This is a genomic window from Amycolatopsis sp. EV170708-02-1 (assembly GCF_022479115.1).
Classification (GTDB): domain Bacteria; phylum Actinomycetota; class Actinomycetes; order Mycobacteriales; family Pseudonocardiaceae; genus Amycolatopsis.
In genome coordinates this window covers 8,713,812-8,735,270 of sequence record NZ_CP092497.1, presented here as the reverse complement: position 1 = coordinate 8,735,270, position 21,459 = coordinate 8,713,812, and the positions used below count along the sequence as shown (strand labels likewise).

Here is a 21,459-nt window from a genome sequence, read left to right as displayed (position 1 = left end):
CAGCGGCTTGAAGCTGACATTGATGTCAGCTCTTAACGTCGCTTGCATGACGACTATTTCGACCGCGCCGGCGCCCGTTTCCCTCTACGGCTTCCTGACCCCCAAGCCCGGGCACACCGACGAGCTCAGGAGCCTCCTGTTGGACCTCGTCGAGCCGTCGCGAGGGCACGCGGGCAACCTTCAGTACCACCTCCACGAGCAAGAAGACGGCCGGTTCTTCCTCTATGAGACCTGGCGTTCGCAGGAGGACCTCGATCGGCACAACACGACCCCGCTGCTGCGCGCCTTCATGGACGAACTGCCCGAGCACCTGGAGGGAGCGCCCGAGGCCTACTTCGGCGCTATGAAGAGTCCCTATCCGGCCATCGCGGCCTGACCGGGCCGGCACCAGATGATGCCGCAGACCAGGTCGAGGAAGGCTCGCGGTACTTGTCGTGGTCATGGCCGCGATCGGCGGCAACGCGGGCGTTCACAAGTTCGGAGCACTGACCGGCAAGCGGCAGTTTTGGCGCAAAGGGGTCACAACCGCACCGCGTTCTGTGACACTTTCACGGGCTGTGTCCCGCTGTGACAGCGCGAGAAGGGAATCTTCTGTGTCCGGAATGCTCAACAGACGTAAGGCGCTCGCTCTCGGTGGTGGTGCCGCGCTCGGCCTCATGGCCGCCGGTACCGGTACGGCTTCCGCCGCGACGGGATGGATCCGGCTGCCGATCGTCACCGCCAACATCGGCCGCGACAACCTCGGGGCACGCGAGGCCGCGATCGACGCCGTCCGCAACTGTGACTCCCTGGTGCGGCCGCTGGTCGGCTGGCAGGAGATCAACGAGGGCGACACCGGTGAGCCCGCGATGATCGACCATTACTTCGGGCCCCTGTACAACAACGCGTTCCTGCGGCACAACACGTCGTTCCGGGTCCCGATCTCGATCCCACAGCCGTGGGAGGTGGCGAGCGCGAAGACCACGTATGTGCACGGCGGCATCACCGGGGTGACCCCGCCGCGCTGGATCAACGAGGTCGTGGTGCGTCACCAGAGCCACCCGACGCTCCAATTCGCGCTGATCAACTCGCACTACATCGCGAACGCGTACAACGGCGACCAGCGTGCCGACCTGCGCGACGAGTGGAACGAGCACAAGAGACTCCACGCCAGTCGCGTGCTCGCGCACCACAACGTCGGGCGCCTGGTCTTCTGGACCGCGGACACCAACAACCCGAACTACTACAAGGCCACCAGCCTGGACGCGGAGCGCCGGTGCTTCGGCACCGGGATCGACCGCATCAACTGGCTGGCGGGCAACGGCGTCGTCCAGGAGCAGTTCATCGACACCAAGACGGTGGACATGCGAGTGGACGGGCATGACGCCCGGGTCGCCGTCTTCCAGGTCCGGTTGGCCTGACGCCAACGCACGGGCCGGGCGCCGCCCCGCCCGGTCCGTGCCATGGCCGGGCTCTCGAAGGGGCAGAATCCTTCGACTCGTGATGCCGGTCATGAAAGGAGACGCGGACGGTTCACGCACCCAAAGATCGCTTCCCCACCAAGGAGGTCTACGGCCGCACCGCCGGCCCGGAACTACGGCTCATCACCTGCGGCGGCTCCTTCGACCGGACAGCGCGCTCGTACCGTGACAACGTCATCGTTTTCGCTCGGCTCGAAGGGGACGACGGCCACGCCCGGCATGGGTGACCGGGCCGTGAGCAGCGATCAGCCGCTCCATCACCTCGACGGGGAGTGACGGGTTGGCGGCCGCGTATCCGGCCAGGCCCGGGTCTTCCACGAGTCCGAGCAGGACGTCGGCAGGCAGGTTCGGGTGCGCCGCGGCCCACCGTCGCGCGACATCGTCCGCGAGACAGATCAGCAAGGTTTCCCCGCGGGTGTTCGGGTGTTCGGCGACGGCGCGGTAGGTCCGGCGTGCGGTGGCGTCGCGGGCCATCCGGTGCAGCAGCTCCGGATCGCAGTTGGGGTTCGTGGCGAGCCTGCGGAACAGGCCCGGCCCGTGGCGCGCGGCGAGCGCCCGCAGCCGGTCGGCCGACAGCGCGGGATGCGGCGCGATTCCTTTGGCGACACGGATGTCGTCGTCCGCCACGAGCAGTTCGAAGACGTCCGCGGGCAGTGCGGTGCGCTGGGCGGCCAGCATGCGGACCCGCGCGGACGACGATGCCGTGAGAAGACGCAGCTCGTCGTCCGTCGCCGACATGACGCGGGGCAACAGGTTCGGCCCGATCCGGATCGTCTCGGCCAGGTGTACGAGCACGTCCAGCGGGACGGACGGGTTGTGCGCCACGCTCCGCCGAACGTCCGCGTCCTCGTCGTTCGCCAGCCCGCGCAGGATCGACGCCGACACCACGACAGGATTGGCGGCGAGGTCCGCACGGACTCCGGGGATGCGATCGGCGGCCAGCCGTCCGTGGATCTCGCCGGCCAGATCCGGACGACCGGCGAGTGTCCACCGGACCACCGCGTGGTCGTGGTCCAGCAGCGCGACCACCTCGTCCGGAGAGGTGGCGGGATCAGCCGCCCGCGCGACGTCCGGGTCGACGTCGGCCCAGATCGTGTCGGGTGGCGATGCCGCGGGCCGGGCGGGCAGGAGTGCGCGCAGGCGGCCGGGCAACGCCGGGTTCGCCGTCAGACCGCACAGGATGTCTCGGGCTTGTTCGTCCACTCCGCACTCCGGTGATCGCCGCGGTTCGCGGGTCCGCCTCGTGCGGAACAGACCAGGATACGGGCGGCGCACCCGTGCCGGGGCCGCGGCGGCACGGTTCGTACCGCCGCGGCCCCGAACATCACGTCAGGTGCCGGGCGAGGAACCGGCCCGCGGCTTCCCCCGCGAACCACGGGACACCCGTGTGCCCGCCCATGTTGGCGTGCAACGTCTTCTCCCGGGAGCCGAAGGCGTCGAACAGATCCAGCGCCTGCTGCCGGTCGTTTCCTTCGTCGTCCCACTGCAGCAGGACATGCAGCGGGATGGTGACCTGCCGGGCCTCTTCGAGGATGCTGCGCGGAACATAACTCCCGGCGAACAGCACGGCGGCTTCGACGCGTGGCTCGACCACCGCCAGCCGGGTGCCGATCGCGATCACCCCACCCGAAAGCCCGACCGGGCCGCCGATTTCGGGCAGTGCGAGGAGCGCGTCGAGGGTGGTCCGCCATTCCGGGACCGCCGTTTCGACCAGCGGGAGGACGAGCCGGTCGACGATGTCGTCGGTGACCGGCTCCCCGGCCTTCAGCACGCGCAGCAGATCGGCGCGGGCCTCGTCGACGACGGGGAAACGTGGCCGGTCACCGGCTCCGGGGAGTTCGATGGTGGCCGCGGCGTAGCCCTCCGCCGCGCAACCCAGGGCCCTGGCCACGAGCCGCGGGTGCATGGTGCCGAGGCCGCCGGGGTGGCCCATCAGGATCAGCGGGACCGGTGTCGCGGAATCCGGCGTCCACAGGATGCCGGGGATCTCGCCGAGGAGGAATTCGCGTTCGAGGACACCGTTTTCGAGGTGCTTCTCGGAAGTGAAACGCATGGTCGTGCCTTTCGGGAGTGCTCGTGAGACGGCGCTCCCGGACGACCTATCGCCCGACCGTGACCCCTGAGGGGAGCACCCATGTCGAAATGTCCACGGGTACCACCTCCTCGTTCGCTCGCACGGCCCCCGGCAAGGTAGCAGCGGCCGCGATCGCGCGCCAACGCTTTAACCCACCACCGAAAGCCCGTCCGCCACGACGACGCCGTCGTGCAGCACCGTGCGGTCCTTGCCGCGGTCCATCACCGCGCTCGTCGGGGTCTCGCCGTCCACCAGCACGAGGTCGGCGCGGTCGCCGACGGCCACCCCCGGGCGGTCGGCGATGCCGGCCAGCCGCGGCACGTCGTGGCTCATGATCGACGCGCCGCCCATCGTGGCGACGGCCAGCGCCATCTCGATCAGGTCGTCGCGGCGGAAGCCGTTCGTGAAGGCGAGCTGCCAGGTGCGGTCGAGCAGGTCGCAGTTGCCGTACGGGCTCCAGTAGTCCCGCTGCCCGTCCTCGCCGAGGCCGACGCGCACGCCCGCGGTCGTGAGGTCCGCGAGCGACAGCTGTCCGTCGGTCGACGGCGCGACGGTCGCCATCGCGATGTCCAGTTCCGCGAACGTGTCGATCAGGCGACGGCTCACCGATTCCGAGATCGAGCCCAGTTCGTACGCGTGCGACAGGGTGACCTTGCCGCGCATGTCCAGCGCTCGGACGCGTTCGATCACCAGATCGGTGGAGAACACGCCGAGGTGGCCGGGTTCGTGCAGGTGGATGTCGACCTCGACGCCGTACTTCTCGGCGAGCCCGAACACGACGTCGAGATGCCCCTTGGGGTCCTTGTCCAGCGAGCACGGGTCGATCCCGCCGACGACCGTGGCGCCCGAGCGCAGCGACGCCTCCAGCACGTCCACGGTGCCGGGTTCGCGCAGGATCCCGGCCTGCGGGAACGCCATGATCTCGACGTCCGCGTGCTTGGCGAAGCGCTCCTTCGCGGCGAGGACGGCGTCGAGCTTCTCGAGCCGGCAATCGACGTCCACCTGCGCGTAGGTGCGCACGCGGGTGGTGCCGTTGGCGATCATCCGCTCCAGTGTCCCGGCGACGCGTTCGGGCAGCGGGACTTCGGCGTTTCGCCAGTTCTCGCGGTCGTTCAGCATCATCGCCCACACGCCGGGCGCGCCGGTGTGCGGCCGGAACGGCAGCCCGATCCGCGTCGAGTCCAGGTGGACGTGCACGTCGCTGAACGACGGGAACAGCAGCCGCCCTCGGCCGTCGACGGTGTCCGGCGCCGTCGCGGCGGCGGGATCGTGCGGCCGCACCGCGGTGATCCGGCCATCGGCCACTTCGACGTCGCTGCGCTGTCCACCCCAGGGGCGGACGTCACGGATCAACACGGGAGCACCTTTCTCGACGAGCTCCCTTTGGTATACCAAAGCGCTCCGTCAGGGGCAACGTCAGGTGTCCCGGTACGGACGCTTGTGGCCGGTGATGGAGTTGTGCTTGGTGATGTCGACGCCCATTTCCTGCAGCCGCGGGTACTCGGTCACCTTGAACACGTTGTCCTCACGGCGGTACGGGAAGGTGTCGAAACCCTTCCCCGGCCAGCCGGGGAAGACCACGTGCGTGTCCTTGGTGGAGTTCTTGGCGAAGGTCTCGGAGACGAAGTCCCATTTCTCCTGGACGAGTGCCTTGTTCGGGTCGTTGGGGTCGTTGATCCAACCGGGCATCCGGATGCCGTGGTCCTTGAGGATTCCTTCGAGCGTATTGCCGCCGTCCTTCTTCGCGATCTGCTCGGCCGTATCCATGACCGGGCCGAGGTACTCCTCGGACCCGTCGGTCTTGCGCCGCTTGTGCCCGCCTGACCAGAAGTAGTGCTTGTCGGCCTTCAGGATCTGTTCGAGTTCCGGCTTGAACGCCTCGAACTCTTCTCTCGTCATCTTGTCGACGCGCTTGTAGTGCCCCCTCGGGCTCCTTCGCGGCGGCAGCGGTTGCCCCCTGCCGCCGACCGGCTGCGGCCGCGTCTGCCTGCCCGGACCGCTCCGCCCGCAAGGCGGGACGAGGCCGAGCGGGTCGCCGATGAGCAGCGGCTGATCGACGTAGCCGACCGGGTTCGGCGCGGCAGCGAGACCGAGCGGATCCTGGCTGAGGTAGCGCGACGTCCGCGGGTCGTAGTACCGGAAAACGTTGTAGTGCAGCCCGGTCTCCTCGTCGCGGTGCTGGCCGGGGAAGGCCAGCGGCATCGACGCGGTGTCCGCACCGGGCAGCGGCACACCCCAGAAACTGCTGCGGTCCTGCCACACCAGCGTGCCGCGGTCGTCGAGCATCTCGGTCGGCGTGCCCGCCGGCGACGTGATCACGGCGCGGAACGACACGTCATCGCCGGTGCGCTCGATCTGCACGACGGGGCGGTCGTCGTCGTAGCGTTCCCAGGTGAAGAGCCGGTAGGACTCGTCGGCCGGGTTGTAGTCCATGCGCTCGACCACGTTCATCCCGCTCCACAGGAAGCGGACGTCGTGCGTGAGTTCGGCCTCGCCGTCCTCGTCGATCAGCCAGCGGCGTTTGGCGAACCGCCGCCCGAGCGGGTCGTAGTGGTAGGTCCACAGCGCGCCGTCGGGTGTGCGCACGGAACGCAGCCGGTCGAGGTGGTCCCATTCGTAGGCGCAGGATCGGTCGGCGGTGACGCGCCCTCGCTCGTCGGAGTCGTAGACGCCTTCGTCGAGGGTGAGGTTGCCCGCCGCGTCGTGGGTGAACCGCTCGACCCCGGCGGGTCCGTGCGCCTCGCTGACCCGGCCCGCGGTGTCGAAGGCGAGCCGCCACGGCCTGATCGCGTCGTCGACGGCGGCGAGCCTGCCGTCCGGGCGGTAGCCGTACACGCGCGTCCCGACGCCCGCGATCTCCTCTTCGGCGAGCCGGTCTTCCGCGTCGAAACGCCGCCGGAGCACCACGGTGCCGTCGACGCTGCGCGTGATCTCGCGTTCGGCGTCGTCGTAGCCGAACTCGATGTCGTGCCCCGCGATCCGCAGCGAGCGCGGCAGTCCTGATTCCGTGAACCGCCATTCACTGTCCACACCGGACGAAGTCCGGCGCAGGAGCGTGTCGCCCTCGTGCCGCCAGCACACCCCGAGCCCGTTGATCGTGTCGACGACGACCTGGTCCCCGTCGTCGTGCACCATCTCGACCCGCGACTCGATGTTCTCGGCGACGGTCATCCTGCCGAGCGCGTCGTATTCGTACCGCGTGACGTCGTCCGGGGTGCGCCGCGCCACGACGTTGCCCTGAACGTCGTAGAAGTACTCGGTCGCGTCGCCCGTACCGCTGGTCATGCGAAGCAGTTGCCCGGCGGCGTCGTAGGTGTAGCCGATCCGGCGGCCGTCGTAGTCGGTCTCTTCGACGAGCCGTCCCGCGGCGTCGCGGACGTAGCGCCAGGTGAGACCGTTCGGATTCGTCACCGAGGTGAGCCGCAGTTCGCCGTCGTAGGTGAACAGCGTGCGCGCGCCCGCCGCGTCGGTCTCCTCCAGCACGAGGCCGAACGGGCCGTACTTGCGGCGCCGCGCGGCACCGGTCGCGTCGCGGTGCTCGACGACGTGGCCTTCCGCGTCGTGCACCCACGTCTCGCGACCGCCGTCCGGGCCGAGCCGCCACGCGCGGCGGCCGTCGGCCGTCCAGCCGAGCTTCGCCGCGCCACCGGAGGCCGTGTACGCGAGCCGCGGGCGGCCGAACAGATCGCGGTCGCCGGGGCGATCCGTCACGGGGGCGTCGGTCAGCGGGTCGGGCGCGTCCGGGATCTCCACCGGCAGCCCGGTGCCGGTGAGGGTGGTGGCCGGGTCGAACGCGGGGACCGTCCGCTGGACGTCTCCCGCCGACAGCCGGACGGCGCCCTCGGTGTGCGCCAGCGACACCGTGTCCCCGCCGGGACGGTGGACGGCCACCAGTTGGCCGTCTTCGCCGTACTCGTAACCGGTCTCGCGGCCGAGCTCGTCCACTGTGGACAGAAGCTCGTCGCGCCGGTTCCAGCTGTAGCGCTGCGAGTTGCCCAGCGGATCGATCCGTTCGATCAGCTGCTTGGCGTCGTTGAGTCGGTACGTCCACGTGTGGCCGACGGCGTCGGTGTGCCGGGTCGTGCCGGGCTCGTAGGCGAACGTCGCGTTGTAGTAGCCGCTCGCGCCCACGGCGCGGACGCAGCGCCCGGCGTCGTCGTAGACGTAGCGGTACCAGGTGCCCGTGCGGTCCTTCCAGCCGACGAGCCGGTGCCCGAAGTCGTAGTCGAGGGTCATCGGGCGGCCGGCGTAGTCCGTGACGGTGCTGAGCTGGCCGTGCCGGTTGTAGGAGAAGCGCACGAGCGGAGGCTGTCCCGGAGCGCCGAGCGCGACGATCCGCCCGTTCGCGGTGCCGATCGCGAGTTCGACGCCGTCGTCACGGCGAAGCCCCACGGGTGTGCCGTCGGCCGCGTACGCGAACTCCGTGCGTCCGCCGTTCTGCTCGATGGCCACGAGCGGCAGGATCCGGCCCGCCCCGGCGAAGCGTAGTTCGCGATCGCCCATCGACAGCCGGTAGCCGTCCGCCGCGCGGCGCAGCCGATGCCGCGGCCCCTGCACCGGAAGCACCGGTGTGCCCGCCGGAACGGGATAGGTGAGCACCATGCCGTCTTCGGCGTAGAACAGCACCCGGTCACCCGCGAACGCCAGCCTTTGGTCCATTGTGGACGTCCAAGAAGGACCGAACCAGCGGCCCGCGGTGTAGGACGACAGATGCGTGCGGGAGAGCTCCAGCTCCGCGGCGTCGCCGGGCAACGTCACGTCGACCTGTTTCATGACGACCTCATCGGTCGCGACGTCGACGGGGTCACCGCAGTAGTTCTTGGAATCCGAAGACGTCGAGCGGTCGCCGTTGCCGTCCTTCTTGGTGGTGTCGTTGTTTCCGCCCCGGTCCCGGGTGCCCCCGCCGCCGGTGCCGCTGCTGTTCGTCTGGTCGTTGTCGCTCTTGGTGTTGGTGCTCTTGTCGCTGGAGTTGCCGCCTCCGCCGCCGTTGTTGCCGTTGTCGGGTTTGCCGTCGGCGCTGGAGCTGGAGGTGCCTTCGTCGGGGTCCTTGTCCTTCTTGGTGTCGAGCCCGCGATCGTTGCCGCCCTTGGTCTTGGGCGGCGGCGGGGCGTCGACCTTCCCGCCCTTCAGCTTGCGCAGGGCCTTGGCCGCGTCGTCGAAGAGCGAGTCGGCCCGTTTGAGCAGCGGCATCAGGCCCTTGAGCGCCTTGACGAGTTTGGTGGTGATGTCGGCGATCTTCGCGGCGGTCTTGGCGACCGCGGTCACCACCTGCGGCACCACCCAGGTCAGCCCGATGCCGAGGGTGAACAGCACCTGCAGCGCCCAGCTGATGAGGTGGCCGACGAGTTCGGCGATGATGTCGCGGACGAGGGTGCGGACGGCGGCGACGACCTCGCCCGCGGTCTTGACCCCGCTGGAGGCGCCTTCGCAGCCCTTCTGCGCGGCCGTGAGGACGTTGACGGTGTCCGCCGAGCGCTCGCGATAACGGTCCGCGGCGTCGCCCGCCCAGGTCTGCAGGTCGGCCTTGACCAGCTCGGTCAGCTCCGTGCCGACGGCGCCGAGTTCCTTGGCGATATTGGCCCAGGTCTCGGCCTGGGCCTTGATCTGGTCGGCGTCGCCGGTCAGGGCGTCGAGCGCGTCGGAGAGCGGGCCGACGTGTTCGAGCAGCCAGCCGACGCCCGCGGCGAGGATCGACCCGAACGGATCCATGGCCATCGACAGCGCGTCGAGAGCCGTCCCGACGGCACCCATCGCGACGGCGGCCCAGTCGCCCTTCTCGATGCCTTCTTTGAGGTCGTTCGCCGATTCCAGCAGCGGAACGCCGGAGTGCCCCTTGGTGGAGTCCTCACGTTCAGCGACCAGCGGATTCGCCATATGTGCCGTCTTCCTGCCTCGGGATCCTCGCCGACTGGGCAAGGCGATTTCTACCAGCGCCGCGCTCCCGTTCCCCGTGCGGGAAAGGATCTTTGCCCGCGCGCCGGGAGGTCGACCCGTAGGGGCAGGGTCTTGCAAGTTCTGCCATGCGGAAGTTAACCTCCGCAGATTGAAATTGCCCGGCATCGCTCGCTTCTACCGAGAGGCGGATCCATGGTGAAGAGGACGCAGGCCGAAACGGCCGCGAGCGGCAGGCCCGAGGACGAACGGCTCGGGATCGGCAAGAGTTTCACTTACGGCATCCAGCACGTCCTGACGATGTACGGCGGGATCATCGCGCCACCCTTGATCATCGGCGGCGCCGCGGGCGTTTCGACGGCGGAGATCGGGCTGCTCGTCGCGTCGTGCCTGTTCATCGGCGGGCTGGCGACGATCCTGCAGTCGTTCGGGATCCCCTTCTTCGGCTCCAAATTGCCGCTGGTCCAGGGCACTTCCTTCGCCGGCGTGGCGACGATGACCGCGATCGTCGCGGACGGCGGACTGCCCGCCGTCTTCGGCTCGGTGATCGCGTCGGCGGCGCTCGGCCTGCTCGTCACGCCGGTGTTCTCGCGGCTGGTGAAGTACTTCCCGCCGGTCGTCACCGGGACGGTCATCACGGTGATCGGGCTCAGCCTGATGCCGGTCGCGGCCCAGTGGGCGATGGGCAACAACACCAAGTCGCCGGAGTTCGGTTCGGTCTCCAACGTCGGGCTGGCCGCGATGACGCTGGCGATCGTGCTGCTGCTCAGCAAGGTCGCCGTGCCGGCGATCTCCCGGCTCTCGATCCTCCTGTCGATCGTGGTGGGCACCGTCTTGGCCGCCGTACTGGGCAAGGCCGATTTCTCCCAGGTCTGGGACGGCCCGATCTTCGCGGTACCGACCCCGTTCGCCTTCGGCATGCCGACCTTCGACGTCGCCGCGATCGTGTCGATGTTCATCGTCGTGCTGGTGACCCTCACCGAGACCACGGCCGACATCCTCGCGGTGGGGGAGATCGTCGACACGCGGGTCGGCAAACGCCGGATCGGCGACGGGCTGCGCGCCGACATGGCGTCCTCGGCGATCGCGCCGGTGTTCAACGGGTTCATGCAGAGCGCGTTCGCGCAGAACGTCGGCCTCGTCGCGATCACCGGGATCAGGAGCCGGTTCGTGGTGACCGCGGGCGGCGTGATCCTGCTGATCCTCGGCATGCTCCCGGTGCTCGGCCGCGTGGTGGCCGCGATTCCGTACCCGGTGCTGGGCGGTGCCGGCCTCGTGCTGTTCGGCACGGTCGCGGCGTCCGGTATCAAGACACTGTCCAAAGTGGACTACAACGGGAACATGAACCTGGTGATCGTCGCGGCGTCGGTCGGGATGGGCATGATCCCGATCGCGGCGCCGGAGTTCTACCACCACTTCCCGGCGTGGGTCGGCACGATCTTCCACTCGGGGATCAGCTCCGCCGCGCTCACGGCCGTCGTGCTGAACCTGTTGTTCAATCACCTGAAGCCCGCCAAGGCGGGCGGCGATCCGTCGGTGTTCGCGACGGCGACCAGGGTGATCGACTATTCCGATCTGAAAGCCTTCTCCCGCCTCGAAAACGGCGACAAGATCGTCGACGGCAAGATCGTGGACGCCGACGGCAAGCCGGTCGAGGTGCGGGACGAGGAAGGCAGGCCCGTGTCCTATCGGATCGGCTCGGAGCCCGACGCACACGGGTGAGTGAACAACCTCCCCGGCGGCCGGAACGTCCACCTCGTATGGACTTGAAGCACGCAGTTCGCCGGATCGTCGCCCTGTCGGCCGCCTTCGGTGCCGCGACGGTGGCCGTCGCCGCTCCTGCCACGGCTGACGACCGGGTCGTCACCGTCGTGAGCGAGGCCGACCGGGCGGCGGCCCTGGCCCATTGGACACCGGAGCGGATGCGGCAATGGGTGGGCGACGAGGACCTGCCGCCCGCCGAGAAGATCGGCCGCGTCTGGGAAGGGCCGGTCCCGCCGGGTGTCGGGAGGTTGTTCTTCACCGCCGAGTCCGGCGTCGACGGATCCTGCACGGCGACGGTGGTTCCCAGCTCCAGCAAGGATGTCGCGTTCACCGCCGGGCACTGCGTGAACGGCGGACTGGACCGGTTCGACCGGCCGATCAAGATCGTCAACGTCGTGTTCGTCCCGGGCTACGATCACGGCGCCGCGCCGCACGGGGTGTTCCCGGCGCGGTCCTTCGCCTGGTCCAGCACGTACTCGGGACCGACGAGCGGGTCGGACGACGACGCGGTGATCGCGCTGGACCCGGTCGGCGGCCACCACGTCGAGGACGTCGCGGGCACCCAGGACATCTCGTTCGCCGAGCTACCGTCCCCTGTGGATACGACGATCCTCGGCTATCCCGTTTCGCGGGCGGCCGGCGGCGAGGCGTTGTTCTCCTGCGTCCGGCCCGCCACACGCGAGGCGAATTCGGTGACCACGACGTGGAACACGGACTGCGATCTGGCGGGCGGCTCCAGCGGCGGCCCGTGGCTGCGGAACTTCGATCCCGCCAGTGGCAAGGGCACGCTCTTCAGCGTCACGAGCCGGGGGACGATGACCGAGGACGGCGTGACCACGGACCTGAGCGGCGCCGCCTTCACCGAGCCGGTGCGGAAGTTGTACGAGCGGGCGGGCGAACTCTGAGTGCGACGTCCGTGCCGCCTCAAGCCTGGGCCCGGAGACCGTCGACGAGGATCGACAGCAGCCGCGGCCCGCGCGCGTCGAGTTCGGCGTCGTCCAGCCGCGACAGCCAGCCGATGAGCACGATCACGTCCCTGGCTTCGGCGTCGGCTCGGACGCTGCCGTCCGAGCGGCCGGCGGCCAGCAGCAGCTCCAGCGCTTCGCCGATCGGGCCGAGGCTGTGGGCGGCGAGGTCGCGCCACGTCGCCGCCTCGACGGCCGCGAACACGTCGCGTTTCACCCTCGCGTACGCGGCCACCCGGTCGAACCACGCGGCCAGGGCGTCCAGCGGCCGGTGCTCGGCCAACAGCAGCGGAGCGGCGGCGACCAGATCCTCCACGTCGCGCCGATAAACCTCGGCGAGGAGGTCCTCGCGGGTCGGGAAGTGCCGGTAGAGCGTGCCCTGCCCGATGCCGCAGGCCTTCGCGACGGCGTTGAGCTTCAGTTCCCCCGGCTCGTGCACGAGGGCGCGCGCCGCTTGGAGGATCCGTTCGCGGTTGCGCTGGGCATCCGCGCGGCGAGGGCCGCTCTCGGCAGAAGCGGACATGTGTCCGCTAAGCTGGTCGGGGTAACCGGACATGTGTCCACTCTAGACGGAGGATGGTCATGACCCTTTCCGGCAAGGTCGTCGCGATCACCGGCGCCAGTAGCGGAATCGGCGCGGCGACCGCCCGGCTTCTCGCCTCGCTCGGCGCGCCGGTCGTCCTGGGCGCCCGCCGTGCCGATCGGCTGGCCGAGCTGGTCGCCGAGATCGAGGCGGACGGCGGGCAGGCGGCCGCCACGCGGGTGGACGTCACCGACCCCGGCGACCTCGAGACCCTGGTCGACGTCGCCGTCGAGCGCTTCGGCCGCCTGGACGTCTTCGTGGGCAACGCCGGTGTCGCCGAGCTCGGCGCGCTCGCCGATCTCGACGTCGACGGCTGGTCCGCGATGGTCGACGTCAACCTCAAGGGGGTCCTGCACGGGATCGCCGCCGCCCTGCCGGTGTTCCGGAGGCAGGGCAGCGGTCATTTCGTCACCGTCGTTTCGACGGCGGGCCTGCGGATCGTCCCCACCCAGGCGGTGTACGCCGGCACCAAGAACGCGGTCCGCACCCTGATGGAGGGCCTCCGGCAGGAGAGCACCGACGGCGCCCTGCGGACGACGTCGATCTCACCGGGCTACGTCCGCACCGCGCTCTCCGGTCACGCCGAACTCGGGATCGACCCAGCGGCGGTCGCCAGGGCGATCGCCTTCGCGATCGAGCAGCCCGAAGACGTCGAAATCGGCGATCTGACGATCCGGCCGACTCGCCAAGGTTGATGTTGACCTGGGGAAATGACCCGGTTTGGGACGGCAGCGTGTGCGAACGGGCAAGACCTGCGACAATGGACGGCGAGATCGGGGCATCGAATGGGCTCAGACTCGCTATGAAGAGCAGGTAAAAAAGTATGGCTCAGGGCAGCGTTAAGTGGTTCAACGGCGAAAAGGGCTTCGGCTTCATCGCTCAGGACGACGGCGGACCGGACGTTTTCGTGCACTACTCGGAGATTCAGGGCACCGGCTTCAAGTCCCTGGACGAGGGGCAGCGCGTCGAGTTCGAGATCGGCCAAGGTCAGAAGGGCCCGCAGGCCCAGCGCGTCGTCGCCATCTGACTTTCTCTCACGCCGAAGGCCTCCATCCGTACCGGGTGGGGGCCTTCGGGCGTTTCGGCTCCGATATCGTCGAAGCATGCTTGTGATCGTTCGTGAGCACCCGTGCGGCCGGACACGGTGAGCCGCTCCGCCCTGGAGCCCGAGCAGGTCGGGCGGAAGGTGCGGTTGCGCGAGGTCGGCCTCCGGGACCGCCGGGTCCTGATGGGCTTCGACCGTGACATGGCCCGCGAGGCGACGCCGCTGATCGGCGGCGGGCACCGGCATTGGGCTTCGCACCGCTCGGGGTCCGCGGGCGACGACATCCACTTCGGCATCGAGACGGTGCGCGGCCGGATGCTGGTCGGCTCGGTCTGCACCATCGGTGCCGACCCGGCGACCGGCCGGTTCGGCTACGGCATCGGGATCGCCCCGCGCCACCAGCGCTGCGGCTACGCCACGGACGCCATCACCGTCCTGCTGGCGCATATGTTCGGGCAGCGCGGCTTCCGCAAATGCGAGGTCACCGTGTACGGCGGCAACCTCGCGTCGCTCTCGCTGCACGGCGGCCTCGGCTTCCGCGAGGAAGGCAGGCTGCGGGACACCGAAGTGGTGCGCGGCGAGATCAAGTACCTGGTGCGGATGGGTATCACGGCCGAAGAGTTCGCCGCACGGCCTCCTTACGCGCTCGGCGACCTCGGCGGGCGTGGGCAGCACCGGCGGCCCCGGCGCGGCAAGCACTGGCGTACGCCCGCCGCGATCAGCGGCTGATCATCCCCGATTCGTAGGCGAAGACGACCGCCTGGACGCGGTCGCGGAGGCCGAGTTTCGTGAGGATGCGGCCGACGTGCGTCTTCACCGTCCCGGGTGAGAGGAACAGCAGCTCGGCGATCTCGGCGTTGGACAGGCCACGGGCCAGGTGCTGCAGCACCTCGTGTTCGCGCCCGGTGAGCAGGGCGAGCCGGTCGTCCGGCGGCGCCGCGGGCAGGCCGGTGACGACGCGGTCGAGCAGCCGCCGGGTGACGGTGGGCGCCAGGGTGGCCTCGCCGGACGCGACCACCCGGACGCCGGAGAGCAGATCCGGCGCCAGCGCGTCCTTCAGCAGGAAGCCGCTGGCCCCGGCCTGGAGCGCGGCGTAGACGTACTCGTCCAGATCGAACGTGGTCAGCACCAGGACGCGGGCCCGATGGGCCGCGGCGATCGCGGCGGTGGCCTCGACGCCGTCCATCTCGGGCATCCGGATGTCCATGAGCACGACGTCCGGATCGAGTTCCGCCACCAGCGCGACGGCCTCCGCGCCGTCGCCCGCCTCGCCGACGACGTCGATGTCGTCCGCGTTGTCCAGGATCATCCGCAGGCCGGTGCGCACGAGCGACTGGTCGTCGGCGATCACCACCCGGATCGTCATGACGGCAGGGTCGCGCGGACGGCGAAACCGCGTCCCGGACGCGGTCCCGCGTCGAAGGTGCCGCCCAGTACGTTCACCCGTTCCCGCATGCCTTCGAGGCCGTGCCCGGAGCCGGACGGCACTTCGGCCGCGGTGCCGTCGTCGGTCACTTCGATCTCCAGCGTCTCGGGCTCATACCGCATCACGATAGTCACCGACGCCGCCGGACCGGCGTGTTTCAGCACGTTCGTCAGCGCTTCCTGCACGATCCGGTACGCCGCGAGGTCCACTGTGGACGGAAGCGTTCGGGGTTCGCCTTCGACCCGGAACTCGACCGGTGTGCCGGCGGAACGGACGTCGGCGGCCAGCCGTGGCAGGCGTTCGGCGCCGGGCTGGGGCTCCCAATCCGGCTCGTCCTGGCCGAGCGCGCCGAGCAGCCGCCGGATTTCGCTCAACGCGGTCCGCCCGGTGCCGACGATCGCGTCCAGCGCCTCCCGCGTTCGTTCCGGCCGTCGCTCCAGCTCGGCTTGGGCGCCCTGCGCCTGCAACACCACCACGGAAAGCGCGTGCGCGACGACGTCGTGCAGTTCGCGGCTGATCCGCCCGCGTTCGGCGGCCACGGCCAGCGCGGCCTGGGTGTCGCGCTCGCGTTCGAGGTCGGCGGCCCGCTGTTCCAGCACCGAAAGGCGGATCCGGCGCTGCCGCGTGTTCAGCCCGGCCAGCCACACCACCGCCAGCGACAACCCGATGGCGGGAAAACCACCCCAGTCCTGCACCTGATCGTCCTTGGGCCCGGGAGGCGCCAGCGGATCGATGATGATGATCCGCGGCGGTACCGGAGCCGGTTCCCGCGAATTCGATTCGGCGGCGTGGATCATCCACGCGCCGGTGACCAGCAGACTCGCCGCCAGCAGGGTGAACGAAAGCCGCCGAGATCCCCAGGCCGCCACGGAGAAGAGGCCGATCAGCGCCACGACGTCGACCGGGCGGAGATCGTTGCCCATGACCAGATGCAGGAGAGAGACGGTGGCACCGGTCACGAAGGTGATCACGGGAGTGCGGTGCCGGACGAGCAGGGAAGCCAAGGACACCAAGGAGGTCAGCCACCAGTCGAAGCCCTCCGGATCGTCGCTCGCGACCACAGTGGACAGTCCGATGAGCGCGGTCAGCCCGATGTCCACGGCCTTCGGATGGTTCCTGAGGAAGGAGAGCACCGGCCGAGCGTAATCCCGGATCGGGGCGTCGCGGATCCCTCTCGCGGCAGACATCGGGATACGACCTGCGGCAGACGCGCGAATACGGCACCGGGCCCGAGGCTGGACGCAGGAAGATCCCCGACAGAAACGGAATCCTCATGAGAAGGCTTCTCGTCGCGCTGGTCGCCCTCGCCGGCCTGGTGTCCTTGGCGAGCCCGGCCGCGGCGGCCCCACGGCTGAAGTTGCCGCCGCCGACCGGCTCGCATCCCGTCGGCTCCACCGATCTGCATCTGACCGACTCGTCGCGCCAGGACCCGTGGGTGCCGTCCGGGCCGCGCGAGCTGATGGTGTCGATGTTCTACCCCGCGCTGGTGCCGTTCGGCCCGAAACGGCCGTACCTCACCGAGGCCGAGGCCAAGGCGTTCCTGACCGAATCGGGCCTCCCCGACGTCGACCCCGGGCTGCTCTCCGGGCTCCGGACCAGCGCCAGGGTCGACGCCCCGCCGTTGCCGGGGAAGCACGCGCTCGTCGTCCTGTCCCCGGGATTCGGCAAACCGCGCACCACGCTCACCGGGCTGGCGGAAGAGCTGGCGAGCAAGGGTTTCGTGGTCGCGCTGATCGGCCACAACCACGAGTCCCACGGCACCGCCTTCCCCGACGGGCACGTCACCGGATGCGCCGCCTGCGGGTCCGACTCCACGCTGCTCCCGCCGATCCGCTCCGCGGACGTCTCCTTCGTCCTCGACACCCTGACCAAGCCGTCGTCGCGCTGGTCCCGGCTCATCGACCGGACGCGGATCGGGATGGCCGGGCATTCCATCGGCGGGTACAGCACGCCGGCCGCGATGGTCGGCGACCGGCGGATCCGGGCGGGCGCCGACCTGGACGGCAGGCTGTGGTCGCCGATCCCCGCGTCCGGGATCGACCGGCCGTTCCTGCTGCTCGGCCGCGAAAGCGAGTACACCCCGGCCGGGCCCGACACGACCTGGGCGGGCAGCTGGCCGAACCTCACCGGCTGGAAGCGCTGGATCAGCGTCGCGACGGCAGGGCACGCGTCCTTCACCGACGTCGGTGTCCTCGGTGAACAGCTCGGCCTGGGCAAGCCCGGCCTGCTCGGTGGCGAGCGCGGAATGCTGCTGACCAGGGCATACGTCTCCGCGTTCTTCGACGCGAACCTGCGCGGCGGGTATCAGCCCCTGCTCGACGGGCCGGTGGCGGAGAACCCGGAGATCAAGTTCTGGAACTAGCCGATCGAGACCCCGGTGAGGCCGGCGGAGTACTCCCAGAGCCGCTCGGCCTCACCGGGGTCGATCGCGTACGGGCGCACGCCGACCCACTCGCCCTCTTCGGCGGCGATCTCGGCGATGTCGCAGTCCTCGCAGTAGAGCCCGCCCATCCCGTCGAGCCGGGGCGACGTCGCCGCCCAGACCTGGGTGGCCGCGCCCTGCTCCGGCGATTTGAAGTCCGGGTCGGCCTGGTTCCCGTGCTCGTCGATCCAGCCGCGCTCGACCATCTCCTCCCGGCGCAGATGCCGCTGCAGGGGAGTGAGGATGGCGCCCGGATGCAGGCTGAACGCGCGGACGCCGTGTTCGGCGCCGAGCTTGTCCAGGTGTACCGCGAACAGCACGTTCGCCGTCTTTGCCTGGCCGTAGGCGAGCCAGCGGTCGTAGCCGCGCTCGAACTGGACGTCGTCCCAGCGCATCGGCGACGAGTGATGACCGGCGGAGGCCACCGTGACGACGCGGGCGCCGCCGGCCTTCAGCGCGGGCCAAAGCCGGTTCACCAGGGCGTGGTGACCGAGATGGCAGATCGCGAAATGCGACTCCCAGCCGGGGCCGACCCGCCGTTCCGGCGCGGCCATGATCCCGGCGCCCGCGATCAGGACGTCGATCGGGCGGCCGGTGCCGAGGAAGCGGCGGGCGAAGGCCTCGACGCTCGCCAGGTCGGCGAGGTCGAGCTCGGCGACCTCGGTGCCGGAGATCCCGGCGAGGGCGGCCCCGGCGTCGGCCGGGCGGCGCGCGGGGACAACCACGTGCGCGCCGGCGTTCGCCAGCGCCCGCGTGGTTTCCAGGCCCAGCCCCGAATATCCGCCGGTGACGAGGGCGAGCTTTCCGGAGAGGTCGAGGCCGTCGAGTACTTCACCGGCGGTGCTGCGCGCGCCGAAGCCGGAGCCGATCTTGTGTTGTGCGGTGGTCATGAGGCGGACGCTAAGAGCTAGAGGGTCCTCTAGGTCAAGGCGCTATCGTCGGTCCGGTGACGGAACTCGCGATCGGCCAGGTCACCGAGCGGACCGGCCTCAGCGTCCACGCGCTGCGCTTCTACGAGAAGGAAGGGCTGCTCGCGGCGCCGGTGAAACGGGACGCGAACGGGCGCCGCGTGTACAGCGAACACGACGTCGAATGGCTGCTGAACTGCACGAAGTTCCGGGCGTCCGGAATGCCGCTCGCCGTCATCCGCGAATTCGCCGAACTCGTTCGCCAAGGGCCGGGAAACGAGGAGAAGCGGCTCGAACTGCTGCGGGACCACCAGAACACCGTCCGCGACCGGATCGCCGAGCTGGCCGATTGCCTGGACCTGATCAGCCGGAAGGTCGAGGTCTACGAGGAGCATGTCGCGCGGGGGACCGCGAACGAGCTCTGGCGGTAGCGGTCACGTTTCGCGCGGCGGCTTCGTCCCAGGGGCATGACTACGCAGCTCACCAGGTTCACCGACCAGAAGACGATCCTGCTGAAGACCTTCAAACGGGACGGGACGGCCGTCGGGACGCCGATCAACATCGCCGTCGAAGGCGATCACGCGTACATCCGGACGTATGACGCGGCGTGGAAGGCCAAGCGGATGCGCAACGATCCGCGGGTCGAGATCGCCCCGTCGACGTTCCGCGGCGTCCCGACCGGAGCGCCCGTGACCGCGCGGGTCCGCCTGCTCGACGGTGCCGAGGCGCGGCACGCGGCCGCCCTCCTGGCGAGGAAACATCGGCTCCTGCACGGCTTCCTCGTGCCGCTTTTCCACCGGATGAAGAAGTACAAGACGCTTCACTACGAAGTCCGGCTCGACGCCTCTTAGAGTCCACAATGGACGGACGTTGCCACCCGATCGGTGCAACGTTTCGCCTGGCGATGGGCAAGGAGGCCCCCTAAGCTTTGCCGCTCGTGACCTGCGAGGTGAGGCGATGAGGTCCTTCGGCGCGGCGGATCCGGTCAAGGTGGCGCTCGCCGGGCTCACCACGATGGCCCTCGGCATGGCGGCGGCGCTCAACGCCGATGCCCTGCCGGTGATCGGCGGCGGAACCACGTATTCCGCCGAATTCTCCGACGCGGGCGGACTGCGCGCCGACAACGACGTCCGGATCGCCGGGGTGAAGGTCGGCAAGGTGTCCGAGATCGACCTCGAAGGCGATCGCGTGCTCGTCTCCTTCCGGGTGAAGGACGCTTGGGTCGGCGACGCCACGAGCGCGTCCATCCAGATCAAGAACGTCCTGGGGCAGAAGTACTTGGCGCTCGATCCGCGCGGCGAAGCGATCCTCGATCCAGGAGACCCGATCCCGCTGAGGCGGACCACCGCGCCGTATGACGTCCTTGAAGCGTTTCGGGATTTGTCGAAAACCGTCGACGCCATCGACGTCGGCCAACTGGCGAAAAGCTTCGACACGATTTCCGCGACTTTCGCCGATACTCCGGCCGACGTCCGCTCCGCGCTCGACGGGATCACGAAACTCTCCGGCACCATCGCCTCCCGAGACCGGCAGCTCCGAACGCTCGTCGCGAACACGCGGCAGGTCTCGCAGACCCTCGCCGACCGCGACACCGAGGCCCAGCGGCTGATCCAGGACGGCAACGCGCTGCTGCGCGCGATCTCCACCCGGCAGCAGGCGATCAAGGAGCTTCTCGACGGCTCGAAACGGCTCGCGACCGCGCTCGACGGCATCATCGCCGACAACGACGGGCAACTGGGCCCGGTGCTCGAACAACTCGACCGGCTGACGTCGATGCTCCAGCGCAATCAGGATTCGCTGGCGAAGGGGATCGCCGCGTTCGCGCCGGCGATCCGGGTGCTCACCAACGTCGCGGGCAACGGGCGCTGGATCGACGGCTACCTGTGCGGGCTGGTCCTGCCCACCTTCGGCCCGCTCAACGAAAAGGGCTGTTTCGACTCGTGAGTGGCAAGGACGGTTCTAACCGTCCTTGCCACTCACGAGCCCAACGCTCTCCGCTACGGCTTTGCCCTACGCAACCAGAAGAGCCCGATCACCGGCAGCACCAGCGGGATGAAGAGGTAGCCCTGTCCGTAGACCGACCACACGGTGGCGTGCGGGAAGGCCTCGCGGTCGAAGAGACTGAACGTGCCGACGGTCAGCACGCCGAGCAGTTCGACGCCGCAGGCGATCAGCGCGATCCGCCACCAGCCCGCGCCGCGGCGGGCCAGTGCCACGGTGGCCAGCAGGTAGACGACGGCCGCGAACGCGGACAGGGCGTAGGCCAGCGGGGCTTCGTGGAATTTGGTGCTGATCTGCACGGCGGCGCGTGAGGTCGCCGCCAGCGCGAAGATCGCGTACACGGCGACCAGGATCCGTCCCGGGCCGGAGGCCTTGTCCGTCGCGGTGTCCACCGTCTTCTCCTCGGTTTCTTCAGGCACTGGCGCCCGCCCACACCTCGTGCAGCCGCAGCACCATCACCGGGATGGCGAGACAGGCGATCCCGAGGATCGCGGTGCTCGCCCGGGTGCGCTCGGCCAGCGCCCAGAACGTCCCGAGCGGGAGCACGACCAGGCAGCCGATCAGGTAGGCGAGATAGGTGGCCATGCTGCCGGGGCGGCCGCCGCCGATCAGCAGGACCACGCCGATCACGAGCTGGGCCACCAGGAGCACCTCGAGTACGGCGAGGCCGGCGAGCAGCGCGTTGTCCGGCAGCTTCTTGCGTGCCGCCTGGACGAAACTCCACACCGCGACCAGCGTCGCGCAGATCGCGACGGTCACCGCGAACCCTGTGATCACGTCGGCCTCCTTACCCGCTCCACCGGCGACAACGTACCTCCGGGCGGATCACCGCCGACGGGCGACCGGTGGGCCGCGTGGCGGGCGCCACGGGCCGGGGCAGTGGTCCAGACCTCGGGTGAATAGATCACGAAGCGCGGCC

Annotated in this window: 21 protein-coding genes and 1 pseudogene; 12 read left to right on the top strand and 10 right to left on the bottom strand. The window is 69.6% G+C overall.

Translation table 11 applies throughout. From position 1 onward, the window contains the following. Positions 1–46 precede the first annotated feature (46 nt). The 3 genes and pseudogenes from MJQ72_RS39970 to MJQ72_RS39960 all read left to right on the top strand — a co-directional run. Positions 47–376 carry a putative quinol monooxygenase gene (locus tag MJQ72_RS39970; protein WP_240596087.1) on the top strand — a complete coding sequence of 110 codons (330 nt, stop codon included), beginning with the start codon at positions 47–49 and terminating at the stop codon, positions 374–376. A 226-nt stretch (positions 377–602) separates the two neighbouring features. After that, a complete protein-coding gene (locus MJQ72_RS39965) occupies positions 603–1,400 on the top strand; it encodes a hypothetical protein (RefSeq protein ID WP_240596086.1) in 798 nt (265 codons plus the stop codon). 119 nt (positions 1,401–1,519) lie between these two features. Further along, positions 1,520–1,687: pseudogene (locus MJQ72_RS39960) on the top strand (class F sortase); the annotation flags it as partial. On the opposite strand, the gene MJQ72_RS39955 reads toward MJQ72_RS39960, so the two are convergent. The 4 genes from MJQ72_RS39955 to MJQ72_RS39940 form a co-directional block, all read right to left on the bottom strand. Continuing rightward, positions 1,635–2,663: a hypothetical protein gene (locus MJQ72_RS39955; protein WP_240596085.1), complete on the bottom strand. Its 1,029-nt coding sequence runs from the start codon at positions 2,661–2,663 to the stop codon at positions 1,635–1,637. The pseudogene MJQ72_RS39960 and the gene MJQ72_RS39955 overlap by 53 nt on opposite strands. Before the next feature lie 121 nt (positions 2,664–2,784). After that, positions 2,785–3,513 carry a dienelactone hydrolase family protein gene (locus MJQ72_RS39950; RefSeq protein WP_240596084.1) on the bottom strand — a complete coding sequence of 243 codons (729 nt, stop codon included), beginning with the start codon at positions 3,511–3,513 and terminating at the stop codon, positions 2,785–2,787. Between the two features lie 168 nt (positions 3,514–3,681). Then, a complete protein-coding gene (locus MJQ72_RS39945) occupies positions 3,682–4,890 on the bottom strand; it encodes an amidohydrolase family protein (RefSeq protein WP_240596083.1) in 1,209 nt (402 codons plus the stop codon). Positions 4,891–4,950: 60 nt separating this feature from the next. Next, positions 4,951–9,408, bottom strand: a complete 4,458-nt coding sequence (locus MJQ72_RS39940; RefSeq protein WP_240596082.1) for an RHS repeat-associated core domain-containing protein — start codon at positions 9,406–9,408, stop codon at positions 4,951–4,953. 213 nt (positions 9,409–9,621) lie between these two features. Here MJQ72_RS39940 and MJQ72_RS39935 point away from each other — a divergent pair, with 213 nt between their 5' ends. Together MJQ72_RS39935 and MJQ72_RS39930 are read left to right on the top strand one after the other, a co-directional pair. Further along, on the top strand, positions 9,622–11,148 hold the full coding sequence (locus MJQ72_RS39935; RefSeq protein WP_240596081.1) for a nucleobase:cation symporter-2 family protein: 1,527 nt from the start codon (positions 9,622–9,624) through the stop codon (positions 11,146–11,148). Positions 11,149–11,186: 38 nt separating this feature from the next. Then, entirely contained in the window at positions 11,187–12,095 is a 909-nt protein-coding gene (locus MJQ72_RS39930) for a serine protease (RefSeq protein ID WP_240596080.1), read from the top strand. A 19-nt stretch (positions 12,096–12,114) separates the two neighbouring features. Here MJQ72_RS39930 and MJQ72_RS39925 read toward each other — a convergent pair whose 3' ends face one another. Beyond that, complete coding sequence (locus tag MJQ72_RS39925) at positions 12,115–12,678, bottom strand: TetR/AcrR family transcriptional regulator (protein WP_240596079.1); 564 nt, start codon at positions 12,676–12,678, stop codon at positions 12,115–12,117. Positions 12,679–12,737: 59 nt separating this feature from the next. On the opposite strand from MJQ72_RS39925, the gene MJQ72_RS39920 reads away from it, so the two are divergent. From MJQ72_RS39920 to MJQ72_RS39910, 3 genes are all read left to right on the top strand, one after another. Next, positions 12,738–13,433, top strand: coding sequence for an SDR family oxidoreductase (locus MJQ72_RS39920; RefSeq protein WP_240596078.1), 696 nt, complete (start codon positions 12,738–12,740; stop codon positions 13,431–13,433). Positions 13,434–13,561: 128 nt separating this feature from the next. Continuing rightward, positions 13,562–13,765 (top strand): cold-shock protein, encoded by a 204-nt coding sequence (locus tag MJQ72_RS39915; protein ID WP_016330817.1) that lies wholly within the window; start codon positions 13,562–13,564, stop codon positions 13,763–13,765. 102 nt (positions 13,766–13,867) lie between these two features. Then, the gene (locus MJQ72_RS39910) at positions 13,868–14,512 is read left to right on the top strand and encodes a GNAT family N-acetyltransferase (protein ID WP_240596077.1); all 645 of its coding nucleotides are present in this window, start codon (positions 13,868–13,870) and stop codon (positions 14,510–14,512) included. On the opposite strand, the gene MJQ72_RS39905 is transcribed toward MJQ72_RS39910, so the two are convergent. Together MJQ72_RS39905 and MJQ72_RS39900 are read right to left on the bottom strand one after the other, a co-directional pair. Then, positions 14,502–15,149, bottom strand: coding sequence for a response regulator transcription factor (locus MJQ72_RS39905; protein ID WP_240596076.1), 648 nt, complete (start codon positions 15,147–15,149; stop codon positions 14,502–14,504). The two genes, MJQ72_RS39910 and MJQ72_RS39905, sit on opposite strands and share 11 nt — an antisense overlap. After that, positions 15,146–16,342 (bottom strand): sensor histidine kinase, encoded by a 1,197-nt coding sequence (locus MJQ72_RS39900; RefSeq protein WP_240596075.1) that lies wholly within the window; start codon positions 16,340–16,342, stop codon positions 15,146–15,148. Before MJQ72_RS39900 ends, MJQ72_RS39905 begins: the two co-directional genes overlap by 4 nt. Positions 16,343–16,482: 140 nt before the next feature. Between MJQ72_RS39900 and MJQ72_RS39895 the strand changes: the two genes are divergently transcribed. After that, complete coding sequence (locus MJQ72_RS39895) at positions 16,483–17,571, top strand: alpha/beta hydrolase (RefSeq protein ID WP_240596074.1); 1,089 nt, start codon at positions 16,483–16,485, stop codon at positions 17,569–17,571. On the opposite strand, the gene MJQ72_RS39890 is transcribed toward MJQ72_RS39895, so the two are convergent. Beyond that, positions 17,568–18,521, bottom strand: a complete 954-nt coding sequence (locus tag MJQ72_RS39890) for an SDR family NAD(P)-dependent oxidoreductase (RefSeq protein WP_240596073.1) — start codon at positions 18,519–18,521, stop codon at positions 17,568–17,570. The two genes, MJQ72_RS39895 and MJQ72_RS39890, sit on opposite strands and share 4 nt — an antisense overlap. A 56-nt stretch (positions 18,522–18,577) precedes the next feature. Here MJQ72_RS39890 and MJQ72_RS39885 point away from each other — a divergent pair, with 56 nt between their 5' ends. The 3 genes from MJQ72_RS39885 (at position 18,578) to MJQ72_RS39875 (ending at position 20,483) form a co-directional block, all read left to right on the top strand. Beyond that, a complete protein-coding gene (locus tag MJQ72_RS39885) occupies positions 18,578–18,970 on the top strand; it encodes a MerR family transcriptional regulator (RefSeq protein WP_240596072.1) in 393 nt (130 codons plus the stop codon). Between the two features lie 36 nt (positions 18,971–19,006). Next, a complete protein-coding gene (locus tag MJQ72_RS39880) occupies positions 19,007–19,390 on the top strand; it encodes a PPOX class F420-dependent oxidoreductase (RefSeq protein WP_240596071.1) in 384 nt (127 codons plus the stop codon). A gap of 106 nt (positions 19,391–19,496) precedes the next feature. Further along, positions 19,497–20,483: an MCE family protein gene (locus MJQ72_RS39875; RefSeq protein ID WP_240596070.1), complete on the top strand. Its 987-nt coding sequence runs from the start codon at positions 19,497–19,499 to the stop codon at positions 20,481–20,483. A gap of 53 nt (positions 20,484–20,536) precedes the next feature. Here MJQ72_RS39875 and MJQ72_RS39870 read toward each other — a convergent pair whose 3' ends face one another. Then, entirely contained in the window at positions 20,537–20,959 is a 423-nt protein-coding gene (locus MJQ72_RS39870) for a hypothetical protein (RefSeq protein ID WP_240596069.1), read from the bottom strand. Then, positions 20,952–21,317 (bottom strand): hypothetical protein, encoded by a 366-nt coding sequence (locus MJQ72_RS39865; RefSeq protein WP_240596068.1) that lies wholly within the window; start codon positions 21,315–21,317, stop codon positions 20,952–20,954. The genes MJQ72_RS39870 and MJQ72_RS39865 overlap by 8 nt, the downstream gene beginning before the upstream one ends. Positions 21,318–21,459 lie beyond the last annotated feature (142 nt).

Excerpts from the sequence above, each read along its gene's own strand:
- MJQ72_RS39965 (WP_240596086.1), top strand. The coding sequence starts at position 603 with ATGCTCAACAGACGTAAGGCGCTCGCTCTCGGTGGTGGTGCCGCGCTC.
- MJQ72_RS39905 (WP_240596076.1), bottom strand. The coding sequence starts at position 15,149 with ATGACGATCCGGGTGGTGATCGCCGACGACCAGTCGCTCGTGCGCACC.
- MJQ72_RS39930 (WP_240596080.1), top strand. The coding sequence starts at position 11,187 with ATGGACTTGAAGCACGCAGTTCGCCGGATCGTCGCCCTGTCGGCCGCC.
- MJQ72_RS39970 (WP_240596087.1), top strand. The coding sequence starts at position 47 with ATGACGACTATTTCGACCGCGCCGGCGCCCGTTTCCCTCTACGGCTTC.
- MJQ72_RS39895 (WP_240596074.1), top strand. The coding sequence starts at position 16,483 with ATGAGAAGGCTTCTCGTCGCGCTGGTCGCCCTCGCCGGCCTGGTGTCC.
- MJQ72_RS39940 (WP_240596082.1), bottom strand. The coding sequence starts at position 9,408 with ATGGCGAATCCGCTGGTCGCTGAACGTGAGGACTCCACCAAGGGGCAC.
- MJQ72_RS39925 (WP_240596079.1), bottom strand. The coding sequence starts at position 12,678 with ATGTCCGCTTCTGCCGAGAGCGGCCCTCGCCGCGCGGATGCCCAGCGC.
- MJQ72_RS39935 (WP_240596081.1), top strand. The coding sequence starts at position 9,622 with ATGGTGAAGAGGACGCAGGCCGAAACGGCCGCGAGCGGCAGGCCCGAG.
- MJQ72_RS39915 (WP_016330817.1), top strand. The coding sequence starts at position 13,562 with ATGGCTCAGGGCAGCGTTAAGTGGTTCAACGGCGAAAAGGGCTTCGGC.
- MJQ72_RS39875 (WP_240596070.1), top strand. The coding sequence starts at position 19,497 with ATGAGGTCCTTCGGCGCGGCGGATCCGGTCAAGGTGGCGCTCGCCGGG.
- MJQ72_RS39890 (WP_240596073.1), bottom strand. The coding sequence starts at position 18,521 with ATGACCACCGCACAACACAAGATCGGCTCCGGCTTCGGCGCGCGCAGC.
- MJQ72_RS39880 (WP_240596071.1), top strand. The coding sequence starts at position 19,007 with ATGACTACGCAGCTCACCAGGTTCACCGACCAGAAGACGATCCTGCTG.
- MJQ72_RS39950 (WP_240596084.1), bottom strand. The coding sequence starts at position 3,513 with ATGCGTTTCACTTCCGAGAAGCACCTCGAAAACGGTGTCCTCGAACGC.
- MJQ72_RS39920 (WP_240596078.1), top strand. The coding sequence starts at position 12,738 with ATGACCCTTTCCGGCAAGGTCGTCGCGATCACCGGCGCCAGTAGCGGA.